22 protein-coding genes are annotated in these 20470 nt (G+C 68.5%); 10 read left to right on the top strand and 12 right to left on the bottom strand.

Annotated features, from left to right (window positions below):
• Positions 1–160 precede the first annotated feature (160 nt).
• The 6 genes from ACZ7KI_RS36820 to ACZ7KI_RS36795 are packed head-to-tail and all read right to left on the bottom strand — an operon-like array spanning position 161 to position 4562.
• Positions 161–865, bottom strand: coding sequence for an urease accessory protein UreD (locus tag ACZ7KI_RS36820; protein ID WP_470277629.1), 705 nt, complete (start codon positions 863–865; stop codon positions 161–163).
• Positions 862–1569, bottom strand: coding sequence for an urease accessory protein UreG (gene ureG, locus ACZ7KI_RS36815; RefSeq protein ID WP_181771962.1), 708 nt, complete (start codon positions 1567–1569; stop codon positions 862–864). Before ureG ends, ACZ7KI_RS36820 begins: the two co-directional genes overlap by 4 nt.
• Entirely contained in the window at positions 1559–2233 is a 675-nt protein-coding gene (locus ACZ7KI_RS36810) for an urease accessory protein UreF (protein ID WP_470277628.1), read from the bottom strand. Before ACZ7KI_RS36810 ends, ureG begins: the two co-directional genes overlap by 11 nt.
• Positions 2233–3954 carry an urease subunit alpha gene (locus ACZ7KI_RS36805; protein WP_470277627.1) on the bottom strand — a complete coding sequence of 574 codons (1722 nt, stop codon included), beginning with the start codon at positions 3952–3954 and terminating at the stop codon, positions 2233–2235. Before ACZ7KI_RS36805 ends, ACZ7KI_RS36810 begins: the two co-directional genes overlap by 1 nt.
• Positions 3954–4247 carry an urease subunit beta gene (locus ACZ7KI_RS36800; RefSeq protein ID WP_470277626.1) on the bottom strand — a complete coding sequence of 98 codons (294 nt, stop codon included), beginning with the start codon at positions 4245–4247 and terminating at the stop codon, positions 3954–3956. Before ACZ7KI_RS36800 ends, ACZ7KI_RS36805 begins: the two co-directional genes overlap by 1 nt.
• A gap of 12 nt (positions 4248–4259) precedes the next feature.
• Positions 4260–4562, bottom strand: coding sequence for an urease subunit gamma (locus ACZ7KI_RS36795; protein WP_037317886.1), 303 nt, complete (start codon positions 4560–4562; stop codon positions 4260–4262).
• Between the two features lie 291 nt (positions 4563–4853).
• Here ACZ7KI_RS36795 and ACZ7KI_RS36790 point away from each other — a divergent pair, with 291 nt between their 5' ends.
• Positions 4854–6005 carry a citrate synthase 2 gene (locus ACZ7KI_RS36790; RefSeq protein WP_470277625.1) on the top strand — a complete coding sequence of 384 codons (1152 nt, stop codon included), beginning with the start codon at positions 4854–4856 and terminating at the stop codon, positions 6003–6005.
• 51 nt (positions 6006–6056) lie between these two features.
• Here ACZ7KI_RS36790 and ACZ7KI_RS36785 read toward each other — a convergent pair whose 3' ends face one another.
• The 3 genes from ACZ7KI_RS36785 to ACZ7KI_RS36775 are packed head-to-tail and all read right to left on the bottom strand — an operon-like array spanning position 6057 to position 9898.
• Positions 6057–6647, bottom strand: coding sequence for a TetR/AcrR family transcriptional regulator (locus tag ACZ7KI_RS36785; protein ID WP_470277624.1), 591 nt, complete (start codon positions 6645–6647; stop codon positions 6057–6059).
• 23 nt (positions 6648–6670) lie between these two features.
• A complete protein-coding gene (locus ACZ7KI_RS36780) occupies positions 6671–8362 on the bottom strand; it encodes an SDR family oxidoreductase (protein WP_470277656.1) in 1692 nt (563 codons plus the stop codon).
• 36 nt (positions 8363–8398) lie between these two features.
• A complete protein-coding gene (locus ACZ7KI_RS36775; protein ID WP_470277623.1) occupies positions 8399–9898 on the bottom strand; it encodes an MFS transporter in 1500 nt (499 codons plus the stop codon).
• 78 nt (positions 9899–9976) lie between these two features.
• Between ACZ7KI_RS36775 and ACZ7KI_RS36770 the strand changes: the two genes are divergently transcribed.
• The 8 genes from ACZ7KI_RS36770 (at position 9977) to ACZ7KI_RS36735 (ending at position 17187) form a co-directional block, all read left to right on the top strand.
• Positions 9977–10564: a TetR/AcrR family transcriptional regulator gene (locus ACZ7KI_RS36770; RefSeq protein ID WP_470277622.1), complete on the top strand. Its 588-nt coding sequence runs from the start codon at positions 9977–9979 to the stop codon at positions 10562–10564.
• Positions 10565–10612: 48 nt separating this feature from the next.
• On the top strand, positions 10613–11305 hold the full coding sequence (locus ACZ7KI_RS36765) for a type IV toxin-antitoxin system AbiEi family antitoxin domain-containing protein (protein ID WP_470277621.1): 693 nt from the start codon (positions 10613–10615) through the stop codon (positions 11303–11305).
• Positions 11306–11378: 73 nt separating this feature from the next.
• Entirely contained in the window at positions 11379–12308 is a 930-nt protein-coding gene (locus ACZ7KI_RS36760) for a nucleotidyl transferase AbiEii/AbiGii toxin family protein (RefSeq protein WP_470277620.1), read from the top strand.
• Between the two features lie 83 nt (positions 12309–12391).
• On the top strand, positions 12392–13231 hold the full coding sequence (locus tag ACZ7KI_RS36755; protein ID WP_470277619.1) for an ABC transporter ATP-binding protein: 840 nt from the start codon (positions 12392–12394) through the stop codon (positions 13229–13231).
• A complete protein-coding gene (locus ACZ7KI_RS36750) occupies positions 13228–14052 on the top strand; it encodes an ABC transporter permease (protein ID WP_470277618.1) in 825 nt (274 codons plus the stop codon). Before ACZ7KI_RS36755 ends, ACZ7KI_RS36750 begins: the two co-directional genes overlap by 4 nt.
• Positions 14049–15209, top strand: a complete 1161-nt coding sequence (locus ACZ7KI_RS36745) for a sensor histidine kinase (protein WP_470277617.1) — start codon at positions 14049–14051, stop codon at positions 15207–15209. Before ACZ7KI_RS36750 ends, ACZ7KI_RS36745 begins: the two co-directional genes overlap by 4 nt.
• Positions 15206–15826: a response regulator gene (locus tag ACZ7KI_RS36740; protein ID WP_470277616.1), complete on the top strand. Its 621-nt coding sequence runs from the start codon at positions 15206–15208 to the stop codon at positions 15824–15826. Before ACZ7KI_RS36745 ends, ACZ7KI_RS36740 begins: the two co-directional genes overlap by 4 nt.
• Positions 15827–15840: 14 nt before the next feature.
• Complete coding sequence (locus ACZ7KI_RS36735) at positions 15841–17187, top strand: serine hydrolase domain-containing protein (RefSeq protein WP_470277615.1); 1347 nt, start codon at positions 15841–15843, stop codon at positions 17185–17187.
• On the opposite strand, the gene ACZ7KI_RS36730 is transcribed toward ACZ7KI_RS36735, so the two are convergent.
• Both ACZ7KI_RS36730 and ACZ7KI_RS36725 read right to left on the bottom strand, forming a co-directional pair.
• The gene (locus ACZ7KI_RS36730) at positions 17184–17693 is read right to left on the bottom strand and encodes a hypothetical protein (protein ID WP_470277614.1); all 510 of its coding nucleotides are present in this window, start codon (positions 17691–17693) and stop codon (positions 17184–17186) included. The two genes, ACZ7KI_RS36735 and ACZ7KI_RS36730, sit on opposite strands and share 4 nt — an antisense overlap.
• On the bottom strand, positions 17693–18010 hold the full coding sequence (locus ACZ7KI_RS36725) for a hypothetical protein (protein ID WP_470277613.1): 318 nt from the start codon (positions 18008–18010) through the stop codon (positions 17693–17695). The genes ACZ7KI_RS36730 and ACZ7KI_RS36725 overlap by 1 nt, the downstream gene beginning before the upstream one ends.
• Positions 18011–18125: 115 nt before the next feature.
• Here ACZ7KI_RS36725 and serC point away from each other — a divergent pair, with 115 nt between their 5' ends.
• Positions 18126–19259: a phosphoserine transaminase gene (serC, locus tag ACZ7KI_RS36720; RefSeq protein WP_470277612.1), complete on the top strand. Its 1134-nt coding sequence runs from the start codon at positions 18126–18128 to the stop codon at positions 19257–19259.
• Here the strand turns inward: serC and ACZ7KI_RS36715 are convergent.
• Positions 19256–20455, bottom strand: coding sequence for a glycosyltransferase 87 family protein (locus ACZ7KI_RS36715; RefSeq protein WP_470277611.1), 1200 nt, complete (start codon positions 20453–20455; stop codon positions 19256–19258). The two genes, serC and ACZ7KI_RS36715, sit on opposite strands and share 4 nt — an antisense overlap.
• Positions 20456–20470: the final 15 nt, after the last annotated feature.

Here is a 20470-nt window from a genome sequence, read left to right as displayed (position 1 = left end):
CGAGTGTGGAGGATTTGGGACGTTCAACGTCCCAAATCCTCCACACTCGAGGTGCACCGGCTTCAGGGGCATGCCCCTGAAGCTCTGTTGATCAAGCTTCGCAACCGGGTGCGACCCCGACTTTGCCGGGACCCTGACCTTCAAGGTAGGGAAGGGGCCTTCACGGACTTTCGAACACTTTGAGCGCGGTGACGGCGTCCGGGGCCAGTGACGTCGTGAGGGTGCCGCCCCCGGCGAGCGGGGTCCGCGACCACCAGTCGCCGGAAGCCGCGGGCAGCTCCGGCCCACCGACGACCAGATCGGTCGCCAGCACCCTCCGCCCGGCGAGATGCGCGAGACTGGAGTCCAAAGTGGAATCCCCGATCTCCAGTGTCTGCCGCAACACCGGGACTTCGCCCCGCGTCACGTGTTGCGTGGTCACCAGCGAACCCGGCCGCTCCCCCGCCCTGCCGAGGACGAGCACCTCCCGCGTGTGCAGATGAGCACCGGCGGCCAAGGACGCGGTGAGCACCGCGGAATGCCGGGCCCTGGCGGTGACGACAGTCGGCTCCGCCAGGTACTCCAGCGAACCGCCTTCGTCCACCTCGACGTCCACAAGGGACGAACTCCCCTCGCCGTGCAGCCCAGGGAGCGCGATCGTCGCGGCCACCCCGGAGATCCGCAACGAGGCGCCCGGCCCGACCCGGACGGTCAGCTTCAGTTCGTCGCCGCCCAAGGGAGACGTCGCCGAGTTGACCAGATGCACGATCGCCGTCGCGCCGGTGCCCCGTTTGGGAAGGAGCGTGAGCGGCGCCATCGAGCGCAGCTCACGCAGGACGGTCCGGCCACCCTCACAGCGGGCGACCAGCCGTGCGTGCGCCTTCACCCCGCGCGGACCGGGAGCAGCGAACGGACCCAGGCGGCGACGTCGGGCGCGTTCGGGGTGTCCACAAGGGACTGCGTGATCACCGGCAGCTCGCCGCGCATCCGGTGCGCGTCCGAGGTCATCACGTCCATGTCCGCACCGACCAGATGCGCGATGTCGATCTTGTTGATGACGAGCAGGTCCGCCGTGGTGACCCCCGGCCCACCCTTGCGCGGCACCTTGTCGCCACCCGCGACGTCGACCACGAAGACCTGGCTGTCGGCGAGCCCGCGACTGAACACCGCCGTCAGGTTGTCTCCGCCGCTTTCGATGATCACCAGGTCCAGCCCGGGGAAACGCTCCTCCAGCCGCTCGACGGCGTCGAGGTTCGCGGTGATGTCGTCGCGGATCGCGGTATGCGGGCACGCGCCGGTCTGCACGGCCTCGATCCGCTCCGGGTCGAGCACACCCGCCTTGCGCAGGAAGTCCGCGTCCTCGGTGGTGTAGATGTCATTGGTGACGACGGCGAGGTTCACCTCGTCGCCGAGCGCCCGGCACAGCGCCGCGGTGAGCGCGGTCTTCCCGCTGCCCACCGGCCCGCCGATGCCGATCCGGTACGCGCGGCCCGCGGTCGGCGCCTGCTCGTAGTGATCGGGTTCCGCGGCCGTGGGGTCGAAGTTGACCGGGTGGACGTGACCGTGTCCGTGGCCATGCTCAGCTGGCAAAGAGACGCACCTCTTCCTTGTGATGCCGGGCGTGTGCCTCGGCGAACAGATCGAGCGCCGGGGACCCGGGCGCCGGGAGATCGGCCGGATCGCTCCCCGCGACCTCGGCGGCCTGCCGGGAAACCTCCCGGACTTCAGCGGAAAGCCTTGCCACGACGGCGTTGACGGCGAAGGGATCGAGGCCGAGCAGCCGGACAGCCGCGCTCGCCGGTCCGCTGATCGCGAGATAGGCCACCGCCATCGCCGCGTCGAACGGCACCCCGACCAGCGCACCGACGATCACCGGATGATGCGGCCGCGGAGTTTCCTTCAGCAGCCGAGAAAGCACCGGAGACGGCCACGCCGCTTTACCCGCCCGCGCCGTCCCCCGCCCTTGCGCACGGGACGCCTCCCGCTGCGCGAGCGACGGGGTCCGGGCGTCGAGTTCGAGATCGAGCCGCCGCCAGTGTCCACTGGGGACATTTCGGGCGGCAGCGTGCGCGGAGGCCGCGGCGAACACGGCGGCCAGCGAACCCGCCGTCCGCAACCGGCCGGAGAGGAATCCGGGCAGGTCGCGTTCCTGCGTGATCAGCTTGCGGGCGACGGCTTCTTCGAGGCCGCCGGAATGGACGTGGCCGCCCCCGGGAAACCGGGAGTCGGCGAGGATGAGCGCAGAGAGGTCCATCAGAACAGGAAGTACCTTTGCGCCATCGGCAGTTCCGTCACCGGCTGGGGTTCGATCAGCTCGCCGTCGACGTGCACGGCGAAACTGTCCGGCTCCACCCGGATGTCCGGCGTCGCGTCGTTGAGCACCATGTCGGCCTTGCCGCGGGAGCGGGTGTTCGAGATCGGCACCAGCTTCCGCGTGATGCCGAACCGTTCGGCGACCCCGTTTTCCAGAGCTTCCGGTGCCACGAAATGGAAACTGCTCGCGGCGGCGACCGAAGGCGCCGCGCCGAACATCGGCCGCGCGAGTACCGGCTGCGGTGTCGGGATGGACGCGTTCGCGTCACCCATCGCCGCCCAGGCCGGGAACCCGCCCTTGAGCACGACATGCGGCCGGACGCCGAAAAACTTCGGTTCCCACAGCACGAGATCGGCGAGTTTCCCGATCTCCACCGAGCCGATCTCGCGGTCCATCCCGTGCGCGATCGCGGGGTTGATCGTGTATTTGGCGACATAGCGACGAGCGCGCAGATTGTCGGCCGCGCCGTCGCCCGGCAGTGCTCCGCGCCGTCGCTTCATCACGTGCGCGGTCTGCCAGGTCCGGATGATCACCTCGCCGATGCGGCCCATCGCCTGCGAATCCGAACTCATCATGGAGATCGCGCCGAGGTCGTGCAGGACGTCCTCGGCCGCGATGGTCGTCGGCCGGATCCGGCTTTCGGCGAACGCCAGATCCTCGGGCACGGACGGGTTCAGGTGGTGACAGACGACGAGCATGTCGAGATGCTCGTCGAGGGTGTTGGCGGTGTGCGGACGCGTCGGGTTCGTCGACGACGGCAGGATGTTGGCCAGCCCGGCGACCTGGATGATGTCCGGCGCGTGCCCGCCGCCCGCGCCTTCGGTGTGGTACGCGTTGATCGACCGGCCGCCGATGGCGTCCACAGTGGACTCCAGGAAGCCGGCCTCGTTCAGCGTGTCGGTGTGGATCGCCACCTGGACACCGGATTCGTCGGCGACGGTGAGGCAGGCGTCGATCGCGGCCGGGGTGGTGCCCCAGTCCTCGTGCAGTTTGAACCCGCCCGCACCCGCCGCGAGCTGTTCGCGCAGCGCGTCGTGGCGGACGGTGTTCCCCTTGCCCAGCAGCAGAACGTTGACCGGCTGGCCGTCCATCGCCTGCAGCATCCGGCCGAGGTTCCACGCGCCGGGCGTGACGGTGGTGGCTTTGCTGCCCTCGACCGGGCCGGTGCCGCCGCCGACGAGCGTGGTCAGCCCGGACGCGAGCGCGGTGTCGGTCAGCTGCGGGCAGATGAAGTGGACGTGGCAGTCGATCCCGCCCGCGGTGAGGATCTTCCCGTTGCCGGCCAGCACTTCCGTCGACGGGCCGATGACCAGCGCCGGGTCGACGCCGTCCATCGTGTCCGGGTTGCCCGCCTTGCCGATCCCGACGATCCGGCCGTCGCGGACGCCGACGTCGGCCTTGACGATTCCCCAGTGGTCGAGGATCACCGCGCCGGTGATGATCAGGTCCGGCGCGCCTTCGGCCCGGGTCGCCATGCCCTGGCCCATCGATTCGCGGATGACCTTGCCGCCGCCGAACAGCACCTCGTCGCCGCTGCCCGACGGCCCCATGCTGCGGTCCTCGGTGACCTCGATGAGCAGGTCGGTGTCCGCCAGGCGGATCCGGTCGCCCGCCGTCGGGCCGAAGAGTTCCGCGTAGCGCTCGCGATCGATCGACGGCATCAGGACTCCTTGCGCAATCCGGGCACCTGGCGGTTCCCGGCCAGCGGGACGAGGTCGACTTCGCGTTCGACGCCCGGTTCGAACCGCACCGACGTCCCCGCGGGGACGTCGAGACGATGCCCGCGCGCGGCTTCGCGATCGAATTCGAGTCCCGGGTTCACCGCCGCGAAATGGAAGTGTGAACCGACCTGGACGGGCCGGTCGCCGAGGTTCCGCACGAGCAGCCGGACCCGCGGCCTGCCGGGATTCAGTTCGACCGGTTCGGCACCGGTGATGATCTCTCCTGGACGCACCCGTCCCCCCTTCTAGACGATCGGGTCGTGCACGGTGACGAGCTTCGTGCCGTCCGGGAAAGTGGCTTCGACCTGCACCGAATCGACCATTTCCGGCACGCCGCCGAGTACCTGGGCCCGGCTGAGCACCGACCGCCCGCTGGCGACGAGTTCGCTCACCGTCCGGCCGTCGCGGGCGCCTTCCAGAACGTGGTCGGTGATCAGCGCCACCGCCTCGGGGTAGTTCAGGAGGACCCCGCGTTCCAGTCGTTTGCGAGCTACGTCCGCCGCGACGTGGATGAGCAGTTTGTCCCGCTCCTGGGGGCTCAAGTGCATGACAAAGGTCTATCACCGGAAACCGCGCGGCGCCGGTTCTCGAAACACAGGATTTACCTGCGCGCCGGTACACGCAAAGTGAACGGAGCCGTAACTCTTCGCGTACGAAGGCGGTTTTCACTGAATCGTTCTCGTAATCGTGACCGAAACCACCACATCTTTCGATTGCCCCGGGCCCCGGCGTGGAGCAAGGTTTGTCCATCCGTGCGATGAGGCGCGCCTTCGCTGCGTGTATCCCGTCCACGCGTGAAACACAAAGCCGGGGAATGCGCATCGAAAGGTTTCACCACAGTGAGTGCCTCCACGATCAGCACCAAACAGCCGTCCGACCAGGTCGACGACGGTTTCCGACCGGGTCTCGAAGGCGTGGTCGCCTTCCGGACCGAAATCGCCGAGCCCGACCGTGACGGTGGCGCGCTGCGCTATCGCGGTGTCGACATCGAGGACCTCGCCGGCAAGGTGACCTTCGGTGACGTATGGGGCCTTCTCGTCGACGGTCAGTTCGGCCACGGGCTACCGCCCGCCGAGCCGTTCCCGCTGCCGGTGCACACCGGCGACGTCCGGGTCGACGTCCAGGCCGCGCTCGCCATGCTCGCCCCCATCTGGGGCTACCGGCCGCTGCTCGACATCAGCGACGAAGAGGCGCGCGACCAGCTGGCCCGCGCGTCCGTGATGGCGCTTTCCTACGTCGCCCAGTCCGCCCGCGGCATCGGGCAGCCCGCCGTACCGCAGACCCGGGTCGACGAAGCGAAGTCGATCACCGAGCGGTTCATGGTCCGCTGGCGCGGCGAGCCCGACCCGGCCCACGTCAAGGCCATCGACGCCTACTGGGTCTCGGCCGCCGAGCACGGCCTCAACGCTTCGACCTTCACCGCCCGCGTCATCGCCTCCACCGGCGCCGACGTCGCCGCGGCGCTGTCGGGCGCGATCGGCGCCATGTCGGGCCCCCTGCACGGTGGCGCTCCGGCGCGCGTGCTGCCGATGATCGAAGAGGTCGAGAAGACCGGTGACGCGGTCGGCCTGGTCAAGGGCATCCTGGACCGCAAGGAACGCATGATGGGCTTCGGGCACCGCGTGTACCGCGCCGAGGACCCGCGGGCGCGCGTGCTGCGCCGCACCTGCAAGGAGCTCGGCGCGTCACGCTACGAGGCGGCCGCGGAGCTGGAGCAGGTCGCGCTGAAGGAACTGCGCGAACGCCGCCCGGATCACCCGATCGAGACCAACGTCGAGTTCTGGGCGGCCGTCATCCTGGACTTCGCCCAGGTGCCGCCGCACATGATGCCCGCGATGTTCAGCTCGGCCCGCACCGCCGGCTGGGCCGCACACATCCTGGAGCAGAAGAAGACCGGCCGCCTCGTGCGCCCCTCGGCCAAGTACGTCGGCCCGGAGCCGCGTCAGCCGGAAGACGTCGAAGGCTGGCACCTGGTCACGAAGCACTCCTGAAGCGCGCTATGAAAGGTCCTTTCCTTGCGAAATTTGCAAGGAAAGGACCTTTCATAGCAGCTGCGGGACCGAAGAATCGTGCAGCGCCGTCGTCGCCAGCATCGCCGTGAGCTGATCGACCAGCCAGCCGTCGAGCACTTCCCGGGGCAAGGCGCGTTCCTGCAGCCAGCTCAGCAGCGCCCCCTCGACCACGGCGGTCCAGCAGCGCAAAGTCAGCAGCAGCATAGGCGAGGGCTCCGACACTCCCAGCGCGTCGAGAATCAGCTCGACGGCGCGGTTGCGGACCTCGTCGATCGCCGCGTCCGTCTCCGACGTCGCGATCACCGAACCACTTCGCAGCAGGGCGACGTAGCCGGCGCGGTAGTGGTCGGCGACGTCGATCAGCCCGCGGACCGCGGCACGCAGCCGCGCCTCCGGCGGGCCTTCCTCCAGCCCGGCGAGGCCGTCGATGAGCCCTTCGGTGACCGTCTTCAGCGCCTCGACCTGCAGTTCCCGCAGGCTTGAGAAGTACCGGTAGAACAACGGCCGCGAGACTTCGGCGCGGGCGATGATGTCGTCGACGGTGACGAGTTCGGGCGCGCGCGAGCCGAACAGGTCCAGCGCGGCGCGGATCAGGTCCTCGCGGCGCGCCTCTGCCGTCATCCGGCGAGGTCGTCTGGCCGAGGTCACGGGGTGACGTCCAGTTTCGCCGCGGCCCGCAGCAGCCCGGGGGTGAGCCGGGAAAGGACGAGCGCGGCCTTGGCCTCCGGGGTCGACGGCTGGATCGCCTTGTCCTTTTCGACCGCGCGCAGGATGTCGCGCGCGACCTTCTCCGGGCCGAAACCGCGTTTCGCGTACAGCTTGCTGCTCGACTTCTGGCGCCGCTTCTGTTCGATGTCGTCGACGCCGACGAACCGTGTGGTGTTGGTGATGTTGGTGTTCACGATGCCGGGGCAGATCGCGGTGACGCCGATGTTCTCGGCGGCGAGTTCCGCGCGCAGGCACACGCTCAGCGTCAGCACGGCGGATTTCGTGGTGGCGTAAGCGGAAAGGATCTTCGAGGGCAGGTACGCCGCGGCCGACGCGACGTTGACGATCTGGCCGCCTTCGGCGCGATCCCGCATCTGCTCGGCGAAGACCCGGCAGCCGTGGATGACGCCCCAGAGGTTCACGTCGATGAGGCGTTCCCAGTCCTTGACCGTCGTGTCGAGGAACGGGCCGGACAGGCCGATCCCCGCGTTGTTCACGACGATGTCCGGGACCCCGAACTCTTCTTTCACCCGCTGGGCGAACTTCTCGACCGCCTCCGCGTCGGAAGAGTCCACTGTGTACTCGCCGACGGTGACGCCCTTGTCCCGCAGGAGTTTCGCGGTGTCCGCGGCGGCCGAACCGTTGATGTCGGTGATGACGAGGTCGGCGCCCTTGTCCGCGAACGCGAGCGCCGTCGCACGGCCGATCCCGCTGCCCGCACCCGTGACCACGACGAGCTTGTGCGCGAACCCGGTCGAGCGGGCCCGCTTGAGCGCGCGGCTCTCCTCACCGCCCTCGACATGGTCGATCAGCTCGGCCGTCGCCGAAGCGATCACCTGCGGCTTTTCGCGAGGCACCCAGTGCGTGCCGACGATCCGGCGAACCCGGAGGTCCGGGGCCCAGCGCTCGATCTCGGTCTGCAGCGGAGTGGTGACGAACTTGTCTCCGGTGGGCGCCAGCACCTGCACCGGGATCTCGGCCGGGCGCGGTCGCGGCCGGGAAAGCCGGGTGAACATGTTGGCGCGGTAGAGGTTGAGGCCGGACAAGCCGTCCGAAGTGGAGGATGTGGCGGCGGCAGGGTCCATCCGGCCGATGAGCGCCCCCATGATCCCGGTGCGCCACAACAGCTGCGGTACCAGCGGAAGCTGGAAGCCGAGGATGTAGGTCGAGTGCATCCCTTGCGCGAGCGCGTTCTTGAGCCGCTTCGGATTCGGGCGGACCTGCGCGCGGAACCACGCGCCGGCGTGATCGAGGCTCGGCCCGGAGATCGACGTGAACGACGCGAGCCGTCCGCGCAACCGGTCACCGGTGACGGCGTGCCAGGTCTGGATGGAGCCCCAGTCGTGCGCGAGCAGGTGGACCTTGCCCTCGGGCCGGACCTCGTCGATGACCGAGGCGAGGTCGCTGGACAGCTGGTCCAATTTGTAGGACGCGCGTCCCGAAGGCTTGTCCGACCGACCCGCGCCGCGGACGTCGTAGACGACGACCCGGTACCGGCGTTCGAGAAGGGCGGCGACGCCGTCCCACATGGAGCCGTTGTCCGGGTAGCCGTGGACAAGCACCACCGTGGGCGCGTCGTCGACACCGGTCACCCGGACCGAGAGGCGGACACCGTCGCTGGCCGTCACCCACGTATGAGACATAGTGTCATGTTAGACAACATGTCAATAAGGCCGTTTTTTCAGCGCCGCGCGGCCCAGCGACCACACGGTGTCGATCATGAAGACCAAGGTCCAGATCCGGCCGAGGTTCAACAGCCAGTGACCACTCGAGTTCCAGTACCAGTCGGCGGCATGGGGTCCGCCGAACACCGCCTCGACGGGCCAGCTGTACCCGGCCGTCGCCAGTGCCGCCTGCGCGAGGACGTAGATCACCGCGTGCGCCGCCCAATTCCAGAGCGGGTTCGCGCGCTTGTTCGCATCGGCCTTCACCGATTCGGCCGCTTGCGAGCTCTCCCCACCCATGCTGACGGCCGGTTTTTCCTTTTGTGACGGCGTTTTCGCTGGTTCCACGGGAAACTCCGCGACTCCGACCCGCCGGACGGCGCGACGGACCACCAGCGATCCGAAGAGCAAAAGCGCCGCCGCGCCGAAGCACGCGATGCGCCAACCGGCGTCCGAGCCATAGAGCTGGCCGGCTACGAAAGTCCCGATCGTCGCTCCGAGTAGCGCCGCGCTCTCGTAGATCCCCATCGCGCGACCGAGGCTCAGTCCGGCCGCCTCGGCGACCACCGCCTGCTCCACCGGGATGGCCGCCGCGAACGCCGCCGCGGACAGGATCCACATGACAGCGAGCACCCCTGGGTTCGGCGCGAAGGACAACCCCGCGGCGAAGACCGCGCTCGCCGCCATCGCCAGGGCCAGGACCCGCGTGCGACCGACCTTGCGGACGAAGCCGTGCAGGTAGTCCGGCAGCAGGCTGTACACGATGAACCCGGGTATGAACACGGCGGCGATCTCACCGAGCCCCAGCCGATGCCCGCGTTGCAGGTGCATCAGGAGCAGCAGGGCGACCCCGGCCTCGGCCATCGCGGTCAACGCGACGAGCGCGAGCATCGGCCGCATTCGCCCGCCCAGTTGAAGAAGCCGTGGCGCATCCGCTTCGCGTACCGGCGCGGATCGCGCGCTCAGCAGGACTGCCGCGGCCACCGCGCAGGCCGCCGCGCCGAGCCAGAACACACCCCGGTAGTCGATCCAGGCGATCGCGGTCAGCGCGGCCACGAAGGCGATCCAGGTGCCACCACCCTCGGCCGCGAACAGCTTGCTGAACGCGGCGTCATCCCCCGCGAGCCCCTCCCCCACGCGGGCCCGCAACGCCACCCAGAACAGTGCGCCGCCCGCGCCGCCGAGAACCGCCGCGACGTAGGCGAGGTCTATGCCCGGAGTCACGGCATAGACCACAAAGGACAGTCCATAGAGGACCGCGCCGACCGCCGCGACCCGCCCGCGGTCGAACCGGTCCGCCAGTGCGCCCGCGATCGGCCGGACGACGAACGACACCAGCGTCTCCAGTGCGGTGAGCGCGCCGACCTCGGCGGCCGACGCGCCGAGCTGACTCCCCGCCCACAACGGCAGGAGGAAATCGAGAACCTCCGCCTGCCCCTTGGTCAGCGCGGCGGCGAGCCGATTCTCTTCCGCGCGCCGCTTTCGCAGTACTTCGTCCACCCAAACCCCCTTTTCGGATACGAATGTATTCTAAAGACCTAAGGCGCGCACCGAGTCGCCCGGACATAAGATGCGCCCGTGCCGAAGATCGTGGACCGGACCGAACGCCGCCGGGAGATCGCGGGCGCCCTCCTGCGCATCGTCGCGCGCGAGGGCGTCGAGGCCGTCAGCGTGCGCTCGGTCGCGGTCGAAGCCGGGCTGTCCGCGGGCGCGGTGCAGAAGTACTTCTCCACCAAGGAGGATCTGTTCCGGTTCGCCCTCGACCTGACCAGCGAGTTCCTGGAGCAGCGCTGGGAAACCCTCGATCGGTCCGGCGACCTGCTGGACCTGCTGCTACGCCTGGTGACCGAGGCCATGCCGCTCGACGAGCAGCGCCGCGCGGAGGTGATCGTCATCAACGCTTTCACCGCCCGCGCCGCCGTCCGGCCCTCGTGGGCCGAGTTCATCCGCACCGGCTACGACGAACTCGCGGAGATCACGACCCAGTACATCTCGGAAGCGCAGTCGGCCGGCCATGTCCGCGATGATCTCGCGGCGAGTGACCTGGCCGATGCCATCCTCGCCCTGTCAGACGGCTTCGCGAACCGGATGCTCACCTCCGCCAACCCAGCCGCTCTGCTTTCCTCACTCGAAACCGCCATCCGTACCCTGCTCATCCAGCGCTAATTACGTCTGAATGTAACTAAAGCTGCTTAGTGACGTAAACTTCGCTGTATGAAGACGAGTGACGCACTACGACTGCTCAGTGCGTTCACCAGCGCCCAATGGGGCATGGTCACGTCCCGGCAAGCCAAGGGGACAGGCGTCGACGGCGTCACGTTGCATCGCTTGGAGAAAGCCGGGCACCTCGACCGTGTCCGTCACGGCGTCTACGCGGCGACGATCGCCGTCGTGACCGAAGCACGGGAGGAACGGGCGGCTTGGCTGATGCTCAACGCCGCCGAACCCGCGTGGAAGCGGGCTCCTCTCGATCCGGACGGCGGAGTGCTTTCCCACGAATCGGCCGCCCGGCTGCACGGACTCGGTGAACTCGTCAACGACCGGATAGTTCTGACCACTCCACGCCGTCGCACCAGCCGAGATCCGGACGTGCGCTTCAGGATCGCCGGACTACTCGAAGACGACGTGACAACGATCGACGGACTTCCCGTCACCACGGTCCTACGCACCATCCGCGACCTGATGGAGCAGCGTATCGACGGCAGTCATATCGCCACGATGATCCAAGAAGCAGTAGAGGCTCACCGCCTTCGCCTGGATGTCGTGGCAGAGCACATCGGTCCCTATGCCTTGGTTTATGGCGTCCGCCGCCCCGGAGACGGCGAAGCCTTGCTCGAACACCTGCTCGCCGGGATCGGCACCTCGGTCGCACGTCTCGCCCACCGTCCGATTCCGACGCGGCGATAGAGCTTGCGGAAAGGCAAATCAAGGCCGGTCCGCCTTCTCCATTGAGTTCGTCCCGGCGCACGACGATGGCGGGATGCCCTCTCAGCCCCCGAGAACGCCGCGCGGCTATCTCGCCTCTCAGAAGAACAGAGCGAAGAACCGTGCCGAAAGGATCGGCGTCTCCACCGGCGAGCTACTGCAGTTGCACTTTCATCGACGTTTGATCGCCCGGGTCTTCCACGGCGATGACGCATCGAGCTGGGTATTGAAAGGCGGGCAAGCCCTGCTCGTCCGGTGGCCTTCCGCGCGCTACTCCACCGACATCGACCTGCTCTCCGCGGAGGACACGACCGACGCCGCGGTCGACGCGCTCAAGGCGGCTGCCACGTTGCGCCTCGCCGATCAAATCTGGTTCTCCCATCTCAGAACCGCCGATCAAGCCCATGTCGAACGTCCAACCCGCAAGGTGTCGTTCATGGTGATGTTCGAAAACACACCTCTCAATCACCGCGTGCAGGTGGACGTCGTCACGTCCGGGCATCCGCCGCGCGGATCCATCGCCACCGAGCCACTGAGGCCTCCGTTCGTGAGCGAGTGCGCCCCTTGGCCGGAAGCGCGGATGTTCCCGATCGAAGACCATGTCGCGGAAAAGATCTGCGCGATGTACGAGCGCCACCAGGCCGCCGGTCATCCGTCCACTCGCTACAAGGATCTGGTCGATCTCGCCCTGTTCGCGTTGAAGTCGCCCATACCGGGCAAGGAGACGCACGAGATCCTGCACGACGAAATCGCTCGACGCCGGAGACGCGGGATGGTGGTGAATCCACCTGCCAGGTTCGAGACCCCCGATCCTCGTTCCTGGAAGGGCGGCTATCGCAAGGTCGCCCAGGGTGTCCACGGCCTGCCTTCCGAATTCCGGACGTTGGAAGGTGTGCACCCTCTCGCGGACGCCTTCGTCACTCCGCTCCTGCAGGCGACGCCGCCGAGAGGGCGATGGAACCCCGAGGAACGAGCCTGGGGGTGACACCGGTGTCCATCGAACGGTTGACAGCCGGGTTCAGTCCTGCGGACGTCCCGGGGGAGGGTCCGCCGAAGCACGATGAACGTATGAAAACCGCAGTGAAGGTGCGCGGGTTGCGCAAGGAGTACCCGGGCCACCTGGCCGTCGAAGGCCTCGATCTCGACATCGAGCAGGGCGAGGTGTTCGCGCTGCTCGGCCCCAACGGCGCCGGGAAGACGACGACGGTCGAAATCCTCGAGGGACACCGTAAGCGGACCTCCGGCGAGGTCGACGTCCTCGGCGAGGACCCCGGCAAGGCTGGCCGGGCCTGGCGAGCGAAGCTGGGGATCGTGCTGCAGACGGCCAACGACGCCGCCGAGCTCACCGTCGCCGAGACCATCCGGCACTACGCCCACTACTACCCGAATCCCCGCGACGTCGGCGAAGTCATCGAGAAGGTCGGCCTCGCCGAGAAGACGGGCGCCCGCGTCAAAAGCCTTTCCGGCGGACAGCGGCGCCGCGTGGACGTCGCGCTGGGGATCATCGGGCGTCCCGAGCTGGTGTTCCTCGACGAGCCGACGACCGGGTTCGATCCCGAGGCCCGGCGCCAGTTCTGGGGACTGATCCAGAGCCTCGCCCACGAAGGCACCACGATCCTGCTCACCACCCACTATCTCGACGAGGCCGAGGCGCTCGCCGACCGCGTCGCGGTGATCGCGCGCGGCCGGATCGTCGCCGAGGGGACACCGCAGACGTTGGGCGGCCGCGCGACCGCGGAAGCCACCGTCCGCTGGGCCGACGAACACGGCAGCCACCAGGAACGGACCCACTTCCCGGCGAAGCTCATCCGCGAACTGTCCGCCGACGGCCGCGAGCCGTCGGAGCTGACCGTCCACCGGCCCACCCTCGAAGAGACCTACCTCGACCTGATCGGAGAAGCCCGATGACCGCGCCGACCCTCCCGGGCACCCTCCCCGGCACCTTCTCGCTCGGCCTCATCCGGGGCGCCGCGGAACTCCGGCAGTTCTTCCGCATCCGGGAACAGGTGATCTTCACCTTCGCCTTCCCGTCACTGCTGATGATCCTGCTCGGCTCGATGCTCAACTCCTCGATGCCGGGTATGGCGATCACCACCGGCCAGGTGCTGGCCGCGGGCATGATCGGCTCGGGCATCGTCTCGACGTCGTTCACCAGCATCGGCATCGGGCTCGCCTCCGACCGCGAAGCCGGGGCGCTCAAGCGGTTGCGCGGTACGCCGATGCCCGCCGCGTCCTACTTCATCGGCAAGATCATCCTCGTCGGTGTTTCGAGCGTCGCGCAGGTCGTGCTGATGTCGATCGTCGGCAGCCTGCTGTTCGATCTGGAACTGCCGACCGATCCGGCGAAACTGCTGACCGCGCTGTGGGTCTTCCTGCTCGGCATCACCAGCTGCACGCTGCTGGGCATCGCGCTCGGCTCGGTGACGAAATCGGTCAGCGGCGCGGTGGCGGTGACCAACCTGATCTACATCGCGCTGCAGTTCATCTCCGGGGTGTTCGTCACGCCGATCACCGCGCTGCCGAAGACTATGGTCACCATCGCCTCCTTCTTCCCGGTGAAGTGGATCTGCCAGGGCTTCCGCTCGGTGTTCCTGCCGGCCGAGGCGGCGACACAGGAGATGGCGGGGACATGGGAACTTCCGATGGTGGCTCTGGTGCTCGGGGCGTGGTGCGTGGCGGGTCTGCTGCTGGCGAAACTGACGTTCCGCTGGTCGAACGAAAGCAAGTGAACGCCTGGGAGCGGTTCTTCTGGCTCTGGGAGGTCCTTTTCGGGATCACCTTCGCCGCGACGACGGCCTTGGTGCTCCTGGAAGACGGGACGGCCACGGACAAAACGATCGCGATCCTGTGCCTGACCGGGATCGGCGTGACCTACCTGGTGCGGGGACGCCGGCTCATCAAAGGCCCGGCCTACGAGTACACGCCGTGGCTGTTCACCGCGGTGATGATGCTCTTCCTGGCGGGTGCCAACCTCGCCAGCACCACGTCGAGTTTCATCCTGTTCTTCGTGTGTCCGGTGCTCTACATGACGCTGTCGACGAAGACGGCGTCGGTCCTCGCCACGATCGGCGTGCTGCTGGGCCCGGCGTCGTCGATCGCGCGGGGTGGCTTCGATCAGCCGTCCTTGCGCATCCTGCTGCCGATGACCACGATCCTGATCGTCTTCAGCATCCTCGCCGGCCGCTACACGAGCCAGATCATCGAACAGAGCAAGAGCAGGGCCACGCTGATCGAACAGCTGGAAGCCAGCCAGGCGGAGGTTTCCCGGCTCTCGCGGGAGGCGGGTATGGCCGCCGAGCGCGAGCGGATGGCCCGCGAGATCCACGACACGCTCGCGCAGGGCTTCACCAGTATCGTCACGCTCACCCAGGCCATCGAGTCCGAAATGGATACCGATCCGAAGGCGGCCCGGCGCCATCTGGAGCTGGCCGCGCGGACGGCGCGGGAGAACCTCGCGGAGGCGAGGGCGATGGTCGCGGCACAGGTGCCGTCGGCACTCGCCGCCGCTTCGCTGGAGGAAGCCTTGCGACGTCAGGTCGAGCGGCTGACCGAGGAGGCCGGGATCGAAGCGTCGATGGCGATCGATGGCCCGCTGCCGTCGCTGCCGATGGCCACCGAGGTCGTCCTGCTGCGAGGTGCGCAGGAGGCGTTGAGCAACATCCGCAAGCATTCTCGCGCCACCAAGGTTTCGCTTCGTCTGTCCGTTGTGGACGGACGAGTCCGGCTCGGAGTGACCGACGACGGCACGGGATTCGACCCCGCCGAGCTCACCGGCGGCTTCGGCCTGACGGGGATGCGGACGCGGGCGGATCAGGTCGGTGGCATGGTGAAGGTCGAGAGCGGACCCGGTGCGGGGACGACGCTGGAACTGGAGGTGCCCGCGTGATCACGATCATGCTGGTCGACGATCACCCGGTGGTGCGAGAAGGCCTGCGCGGCATGCTGGAAGCCGAACCGGACCTGAGCGTCATCGGCGAAGCGGGCTCCGGCGACGAGGCCGTGGCGCTGAGCCGGATCAAGCAGCCGGACGTGATCCTGATGGACCTGCGCATGCCCGGTCTCGACGGCGTCGGCGCGACCCGGAAGATCCTCGCCGATCGGCCGGGCCAGCGGGTCGTCGTGCTCACCACGTACGAGACGGACGCGGACATCCTGCGCGCGGTCGAAGCGGGGGCCTCCGGCTACCTGCTGAAAGACGCCTCGCGCACGGAGCTCGCCGGAGCGATCCGGGCGGCATCACGCGGCGAGACGGTCTTGGCGCCTTCGGTCGCCGGGAAGCTGGTGAACCGGGTGCGGAACCCGACACCGTCGCCGTTGTCCGCACGCGAGATCGAGGTCCTGCGGCTGGTCGCGCAGGGCGACACGAACGCCGACATCGGGCGGGCGCTCCACATCAGCGAGGCGACGGTCAAGACCCACCTGCTGCGGGTGTTCGGGAAACTGGACGTTTCGGACCGGACGGCCGCCGTGACCACCGCCATGCGGCTGGGCCTGCTGGGGTAGGCAGAATGCAGCCCATGCTTGCCACGACCGAACTGGCGCTGCTTCGCCGCCTCGCGCACGAACAATCCTCGTGCCGCGCCCCTTCCCTCGTCGCCGCCGTCGTCCGCGACGGGGAAATCGCCTGGTCCGGGGCGCGTGGCCGCGTCGACGGCGAGACACCGGGCAACGACACGCAGTACCGGCTCGGGTCGATCACGAAGACACTCGTCGCGACGGCCGTCATGCGCCTTCGCGACGAAGGCGAACTCGACCTCAACGACCCGCTCGAACAGCACCTGCCCGGCACCGCGTTCGGCGCGGCGACCATCGCGCAGCTGCTTTCGCACACCTCAGGCCTGACGGCGGAATCGCCCGGTTCCTGGTGGGAACGCACGGTGGGCGCCGACTGGAACGCGCTCGTCGCGAGCCTCGAAGACGGCGCGACGCGGCACCGTCCCGGCAGCCGGTTCCACTACAGCAACGTCGGATACGGCGTGCTCGGCGAGCTGGTCGCCCGGCACCGCGGGAAGTCCTGGCTCGACGTCGTCCGCGCCGAAATCCTCGGCCCGCTCGGCATGGACCGGACCACGCCGCATCCCGAAGGCGCGCACGCGAGCGGGTTCGCCGTGCACCCCTTCGCCGACTTGCTCATGCCGGAACCGTCGCCGGACGCGGGCGCGATGGCACCCGCCGGCCAGCTGTGGTCGACGGTCACCGATCTCGCGCGCTGGACGGCGTTCCTCGGTGGCCACACCGGCGGCGTGCTGAGCGAACAGACCGTCGCGGAGATGCGCGAAATGGTCACCGTGGACGACGCCGACACCTGGACGACCGGATTCGGCCTCGGCATCATGCTGGTCCGCACGCAGGGCAGGCGGCTGGCCGGGCACACCGGGTCGATGCCGGGCTTCCTCGCCTGCTCGCTGACCGACGCCGACGCCGGTATCGGCGCGCTGGTGCTGACGAACTCGACGGCCGGTGTCGGCATCACGCAGCTGTGCCTCGACCTGATGACGTTGACCGAAGAGCACGAACCGGCGATGCCCACGGAATGGCAACCGTCCACTGTGGACCCGAAGCTGCTGGAGCTGACCGGGCTGTGGCACTGGGGACCGACGCCGTACCACCTGCGGCTGCTCCCGGACGGCCTGTTCTCGCTCGCGCCGACCGACGGCCCCGGCCGCGCGTCGCGGTTCACCCCGCTCGGTGACGACGTCTGGATCGGCCTCGACGGGTACTACGCCGGCGAAACGCTGAAGGTCGGGCGGGACTCGGCGGGCAAGCCGAACCACCTCGACCTCGTGACGTTCATCTTCTCGCGCACGCCGTTCGACCCGGCCGCGCCCATCCCGGGCGGTGTCGACCCGGAAGGCTGGCGTTAACGAAACCGGAAGGCGGCGGTCGTGAACTCACGGCCGCCGTCGCCGCACACCAGGACGTCGCCGTAGTGGGCGTCGCCGACGACCCACATCCGGCGCCGTTCGCGCAGCGACTCGGCGAGTTCGTCAGGGCAGTTCTCGATGACGAACTTCGCCGGGTGGCCGCCGAGGACTGCCCAGCCGCGCACGCCGTCCGCGTCCGGCGCCATCGCGGCCGTGACGCGTGCCCAAGGTCCCAGCACGACGTCCAGGACGCCGTTACGACGCCGGATCGTGAGCCGCAGCGCCGTCCACCACTGGCCGAACCTCGGCGCGGAGACCTCCCCCGGCAGGTCGCCGTGCACCCAGCGCGGCAGACCGGGGACGAATACCAGCACCAGCATCGCCACGAAACCGACGATCGCGCCGATGGTGGCCGTGTCGTCCCAGTCGCGGAAGAACCAGTGGACGACGAACCCCACGAAGTACAAGAACAGGAAGCCCCACCGCGGGCCCCACGGATCGGGCATCAGACGGCCGGAGTGTGCCCAACGGCGGCTCCGACGGCGGCGATGAACTTGCGGGCGATGCGCTTCCCCTCACCCCAGTCGACGAGACCGAACTTCAAGCTCGTCTGGATCGCCAGCCCGGAGCCCTCGGCCGTCCGCTCGACTTTCACGGTGACCGTCTGCCCGTAGCTGAGGAGGCTCAGCTTGGTCGAGAAGGTGACGTAGCCCGCGGCCGCGTCGTAGAAGGGGTTCTTCCCCTTGACCGCCGTGACACCGTTCGGAAGGGCCTGCCACAACGCTTCGGGGGGCAGGGAGAATCGCTCATGCACTGTCGCCATGAGGCGAGAAGCTACCCGGCGACGGGGCGGGGTGGGAACGAGTTCGCCAATCCCACATGCCGGACACGCGGCACCAACTGTCAGCAGGCCCGTCCCGACCTGAGAGACTGGACCCATGACCGACGCACCTGAGTTGACCCTCCCCGCGGACCTCAAGCCGGCCGATGGCCGCTTCGGCTGCGGACCGTCCAAGGTCCGTGACGAGCAGCTCGCCAACCTGGCGAAATCCGGTGCCACCTACCTCGGCACCTCGCACCGTCAGAAGCCGGTGAAGTCCCTCGTCGGCCGCGTGCGTGCGGGTCTGTCCGAATTGTTCTCCCTGCCCGAAGGCTACGAAGTGGTCCTCGGCAACGGCGGGACGACCGCATTCTGGGACGCCGCCGCGTTCGGGCTCGTGCGTGAGCGTGCGCAGCACTTCACCTACGGCGAGTTCTCCTCGAAGTTCGCCACGGTGACCAAGGGCGCCCCGTTCCTCGCCGACCCGATCGTCGTCAAGGCCGACCCGGGCAGCGCGCCCGAGATCGCCTACGAAGCCGGTGCCGACCTGGTCGGCTGGGCCCACAACGAGACCTCCACGGGGGTCGCGGTGCCGGTCCGCCGCCCTGAGGGCAGCGAAGGCGCGCTCGTCGCGATCGACGCCACCTCCGGCGCGGGCGGCCTGCCGGTCAAGGCCGAGGACTTCGACGTCTACTACTTCGCGCCCCAGAAGTCCTTCGCCTCCGACGGTGGTCTCTGGATCGCGCTGGCTTCGCCCGCCGCTGTCGAGCGCATCGGCGAGATCGGCGCGAGCGACCGCTGGATCCCGGAGTTCCTGTCGCTGACCACCGCGCTGGACAACTCCCGCAAGGACCAGACGTACAACACCCCGGCGGTGTCGACGCTGTTCCTGCTGGCCGACCAGATCGAGTGGATGAACTCGAACGGCGGTCTCGAGTGGACGACCGCGCGCACACGCGACTCGTCGACCCGGCTGTACGAATGGGCCGAGAAGACCAGCTACACGACGCCGTTCGTCAGCGACCCGTCGCTGCGTTCGCAGGTCGTCGGCACCATCGACTTCACCGACGAGGTGGACGCCGCCGCGGTGGCGAAGGTGCTGCGCGCCAACGGGATCGTCGACACCGAGCCGTACCGGAAGCTGGGCCGCAACCAGCTGCGCGTCGGCCTCTTCCCGGCCATCGACCCCGACGACATCACGAAGCTGACCCAGAGCATCGAGTACGTCGTCGAGCGCCTGGGCTTGAGCTAGCTGTCCGTGAAGGCCTCCTTGAGGGACCCAGAGTCCCTCAAGGAGGCCTTCACGGACTTGGGGCAGACGGCGGCCAGCACCAGCAGCAGAAGTCCGTACAGCACAAAGGATTCCGTCGCCAGCCACCAGCCGAAGCTCCCGGCGGGCCGCGGCGCGAGCCACATCGGCGCGACGACGAACAGTGCCACCGTCACGACCGCGAGCGCGTACGAAACGATCGATCGGGCCCAGATCAGCAGCACGAGGATCGGCACGCACCAGACCCAGTGGTGCGTCCAGGTCACCGGCGACACCAGCAGTCCGCCGAGCGCGCAAGCGGTCAGCGCGAAAACCGGCTCCGCGGCCCGCGCGATCACGAACGCGGTCAGCGCCATCACCACGAACGCCGCCAGTACCCAGACGACGTCCTCCGCCGACCCGAGTCCGAACCGCGCGAGCATTCCGCGCAGTGACTGGTTCCCGACGTAGCCGCGATCGCCGATGCGGCTGGTGTCGAAGAGGATGTTCGTCCAGAACTTCGCCGACGCGCTCGGCGCGATCAGCCACATCAGCAGTCCGGCGCCGACGAATCCGGCGACGACCCGCGCGGCCGAGCGGAAGTCCTTGCGGAACAAGAAGAACAGGATGAACACGGCCGGGGTCAGCTTGATCGCGGCGGCGACGCCGATGAGCAAGCCCTTGCTACGCGCGCGCCCCGGCAGCAGAGCGTCGAGCACCACCATCAGCATCAGCAAGGTGTTGATCTGGCCGAAACCGAGCGTCGAGCGGACCGGCTCCATGAACCCGCCCGCAGCCTGCGCCCCGATCGCCGCCAGCACGGCGATGGCGCGGCCGCGGACGTCGGCGCGGTCGGTGAGCGAGCCGTTGAGCGTCGCGACGAAGAGGTACACGACGATCCCGCCCGCGATGATCGACGCGAGCCCGACCAGCCTCGTCGCCAGCGCGGCGGACAGCAGGGTGCCGGGCAGGAACACCGCTGCCGCGAACGGCGTGTACGTGAAGGGCAGCCAGCCCCCGTGGGTCTGCACCCAGGTGCCGTACGGGTCGCCCGAGTCGAGGAGCGACCGGGCGCCGCCGACGTAGACCTCGAGGTCCTGTCCGTCGAACACCTTCAGTGTGAACAGGACGGCGACCACGACGACTTCGAGCGCGATCAGCGCCCCCACGAGTCTTCGCCCCGACAATCCCACCAGCACCTGGCGAGATTACCC

Source organism: Amycolatopsis sp. NPDC039088, assembly GCF_055598845.1.
Note: the sequence above shows the minus strand (reverse complement) of the source record. Positions and strands in the feature narration are given on the sequence as shown.

Bases quoted from the DNA above. Each gene is read 5' to 3' on its own strand.
- ACZ7KI_RS36810 (WP_470277628.1), bottom strand. From the start codon at position 2,233: ATGGACCTCTCTGCGCTCATCCTCGCCGACTCCCGGTTTCCCGGGGGC.
- ACZ7KI_RS36805 (WP_470277627.1), bottom strand. From the start codon at position 3,954: ATGCCGTCGATCGATCGCGAGCGCTACGCGGAACTCTTCGGCCCGACG.
- ACZ7KI_RS36795 (WP_037317886.1), bottom strand. From the start codon at position 4,562: ATGCACTTGAGCCCCCAGGAGCGGGACAAACTGCTCATCCACGTCGCG.
- ACZ7KI_RS36785 (WP_470277624.1), bottom strand. From the start codon at position 6,647: ATGACGGCAGAGGCGCGCCGCGAGGACCTGATCCGCGCCGCGCTGGAC.
- ACZ7KI_RS36765 (WP_470277621.1), top strand. From the start codon at position 10,613: ATGAAGACGAGTGACGCACTACGACTGCTCAGTGCGTTCACCAGCGCC.
- ACZ7KI_RS36760 (WP_470277620.1), top strand. From the start codon at position 11,379: ATGCCCTCTCAGCCCCCGAGAACGCCGCGCGGCTATCTCGCCTCTCAG.
- ACZ7KI_RS36755 (WP_470277619.1), top strand. From the start codon at position 12,392: ATGAAAACCGCAGTGAAGGTGCGCGGGTTGCGCAAGGAGTACCCGGGC.
- ACZ7KI_RS36750 (WP_470277618.1), top strand. From the start codon at position 13,228: ATGACCGCGCCGACCCTCCCGGGCACCCTCCCCGGCACCTTCTCGCTC.
- ACZ7KI_RS36735 (WP_470277615.1), top strand. From the start codon at position 15,841: ATGCTTGCCACGACCGAACTGGCGCTGCTTCGCCGCCTCGCGCACGAA.
- ACZ7KI_RS36730 (WP_470277614.1), bottom strand. From the start codon at position 17,693: ATGCCCGATCCGTGGGGCCCGCGGTGGGGCTTCCTGTTCTTGTACTTC.
- ACZ7KI_RS36725 (WP_470277613.1), bottom strand. From the start codon at position 18,010: ATGGCGACAGTGCATGAGCGATTCTCCCTGCCCCCCGAAGCGTTGTGG.
- serC (WP_470277612.1), top strand. From the start codon at position 18,126: ATGACCGACGCACCTGAGTTGACCCTCCCCGCGGACCTCAAGCCGGCC.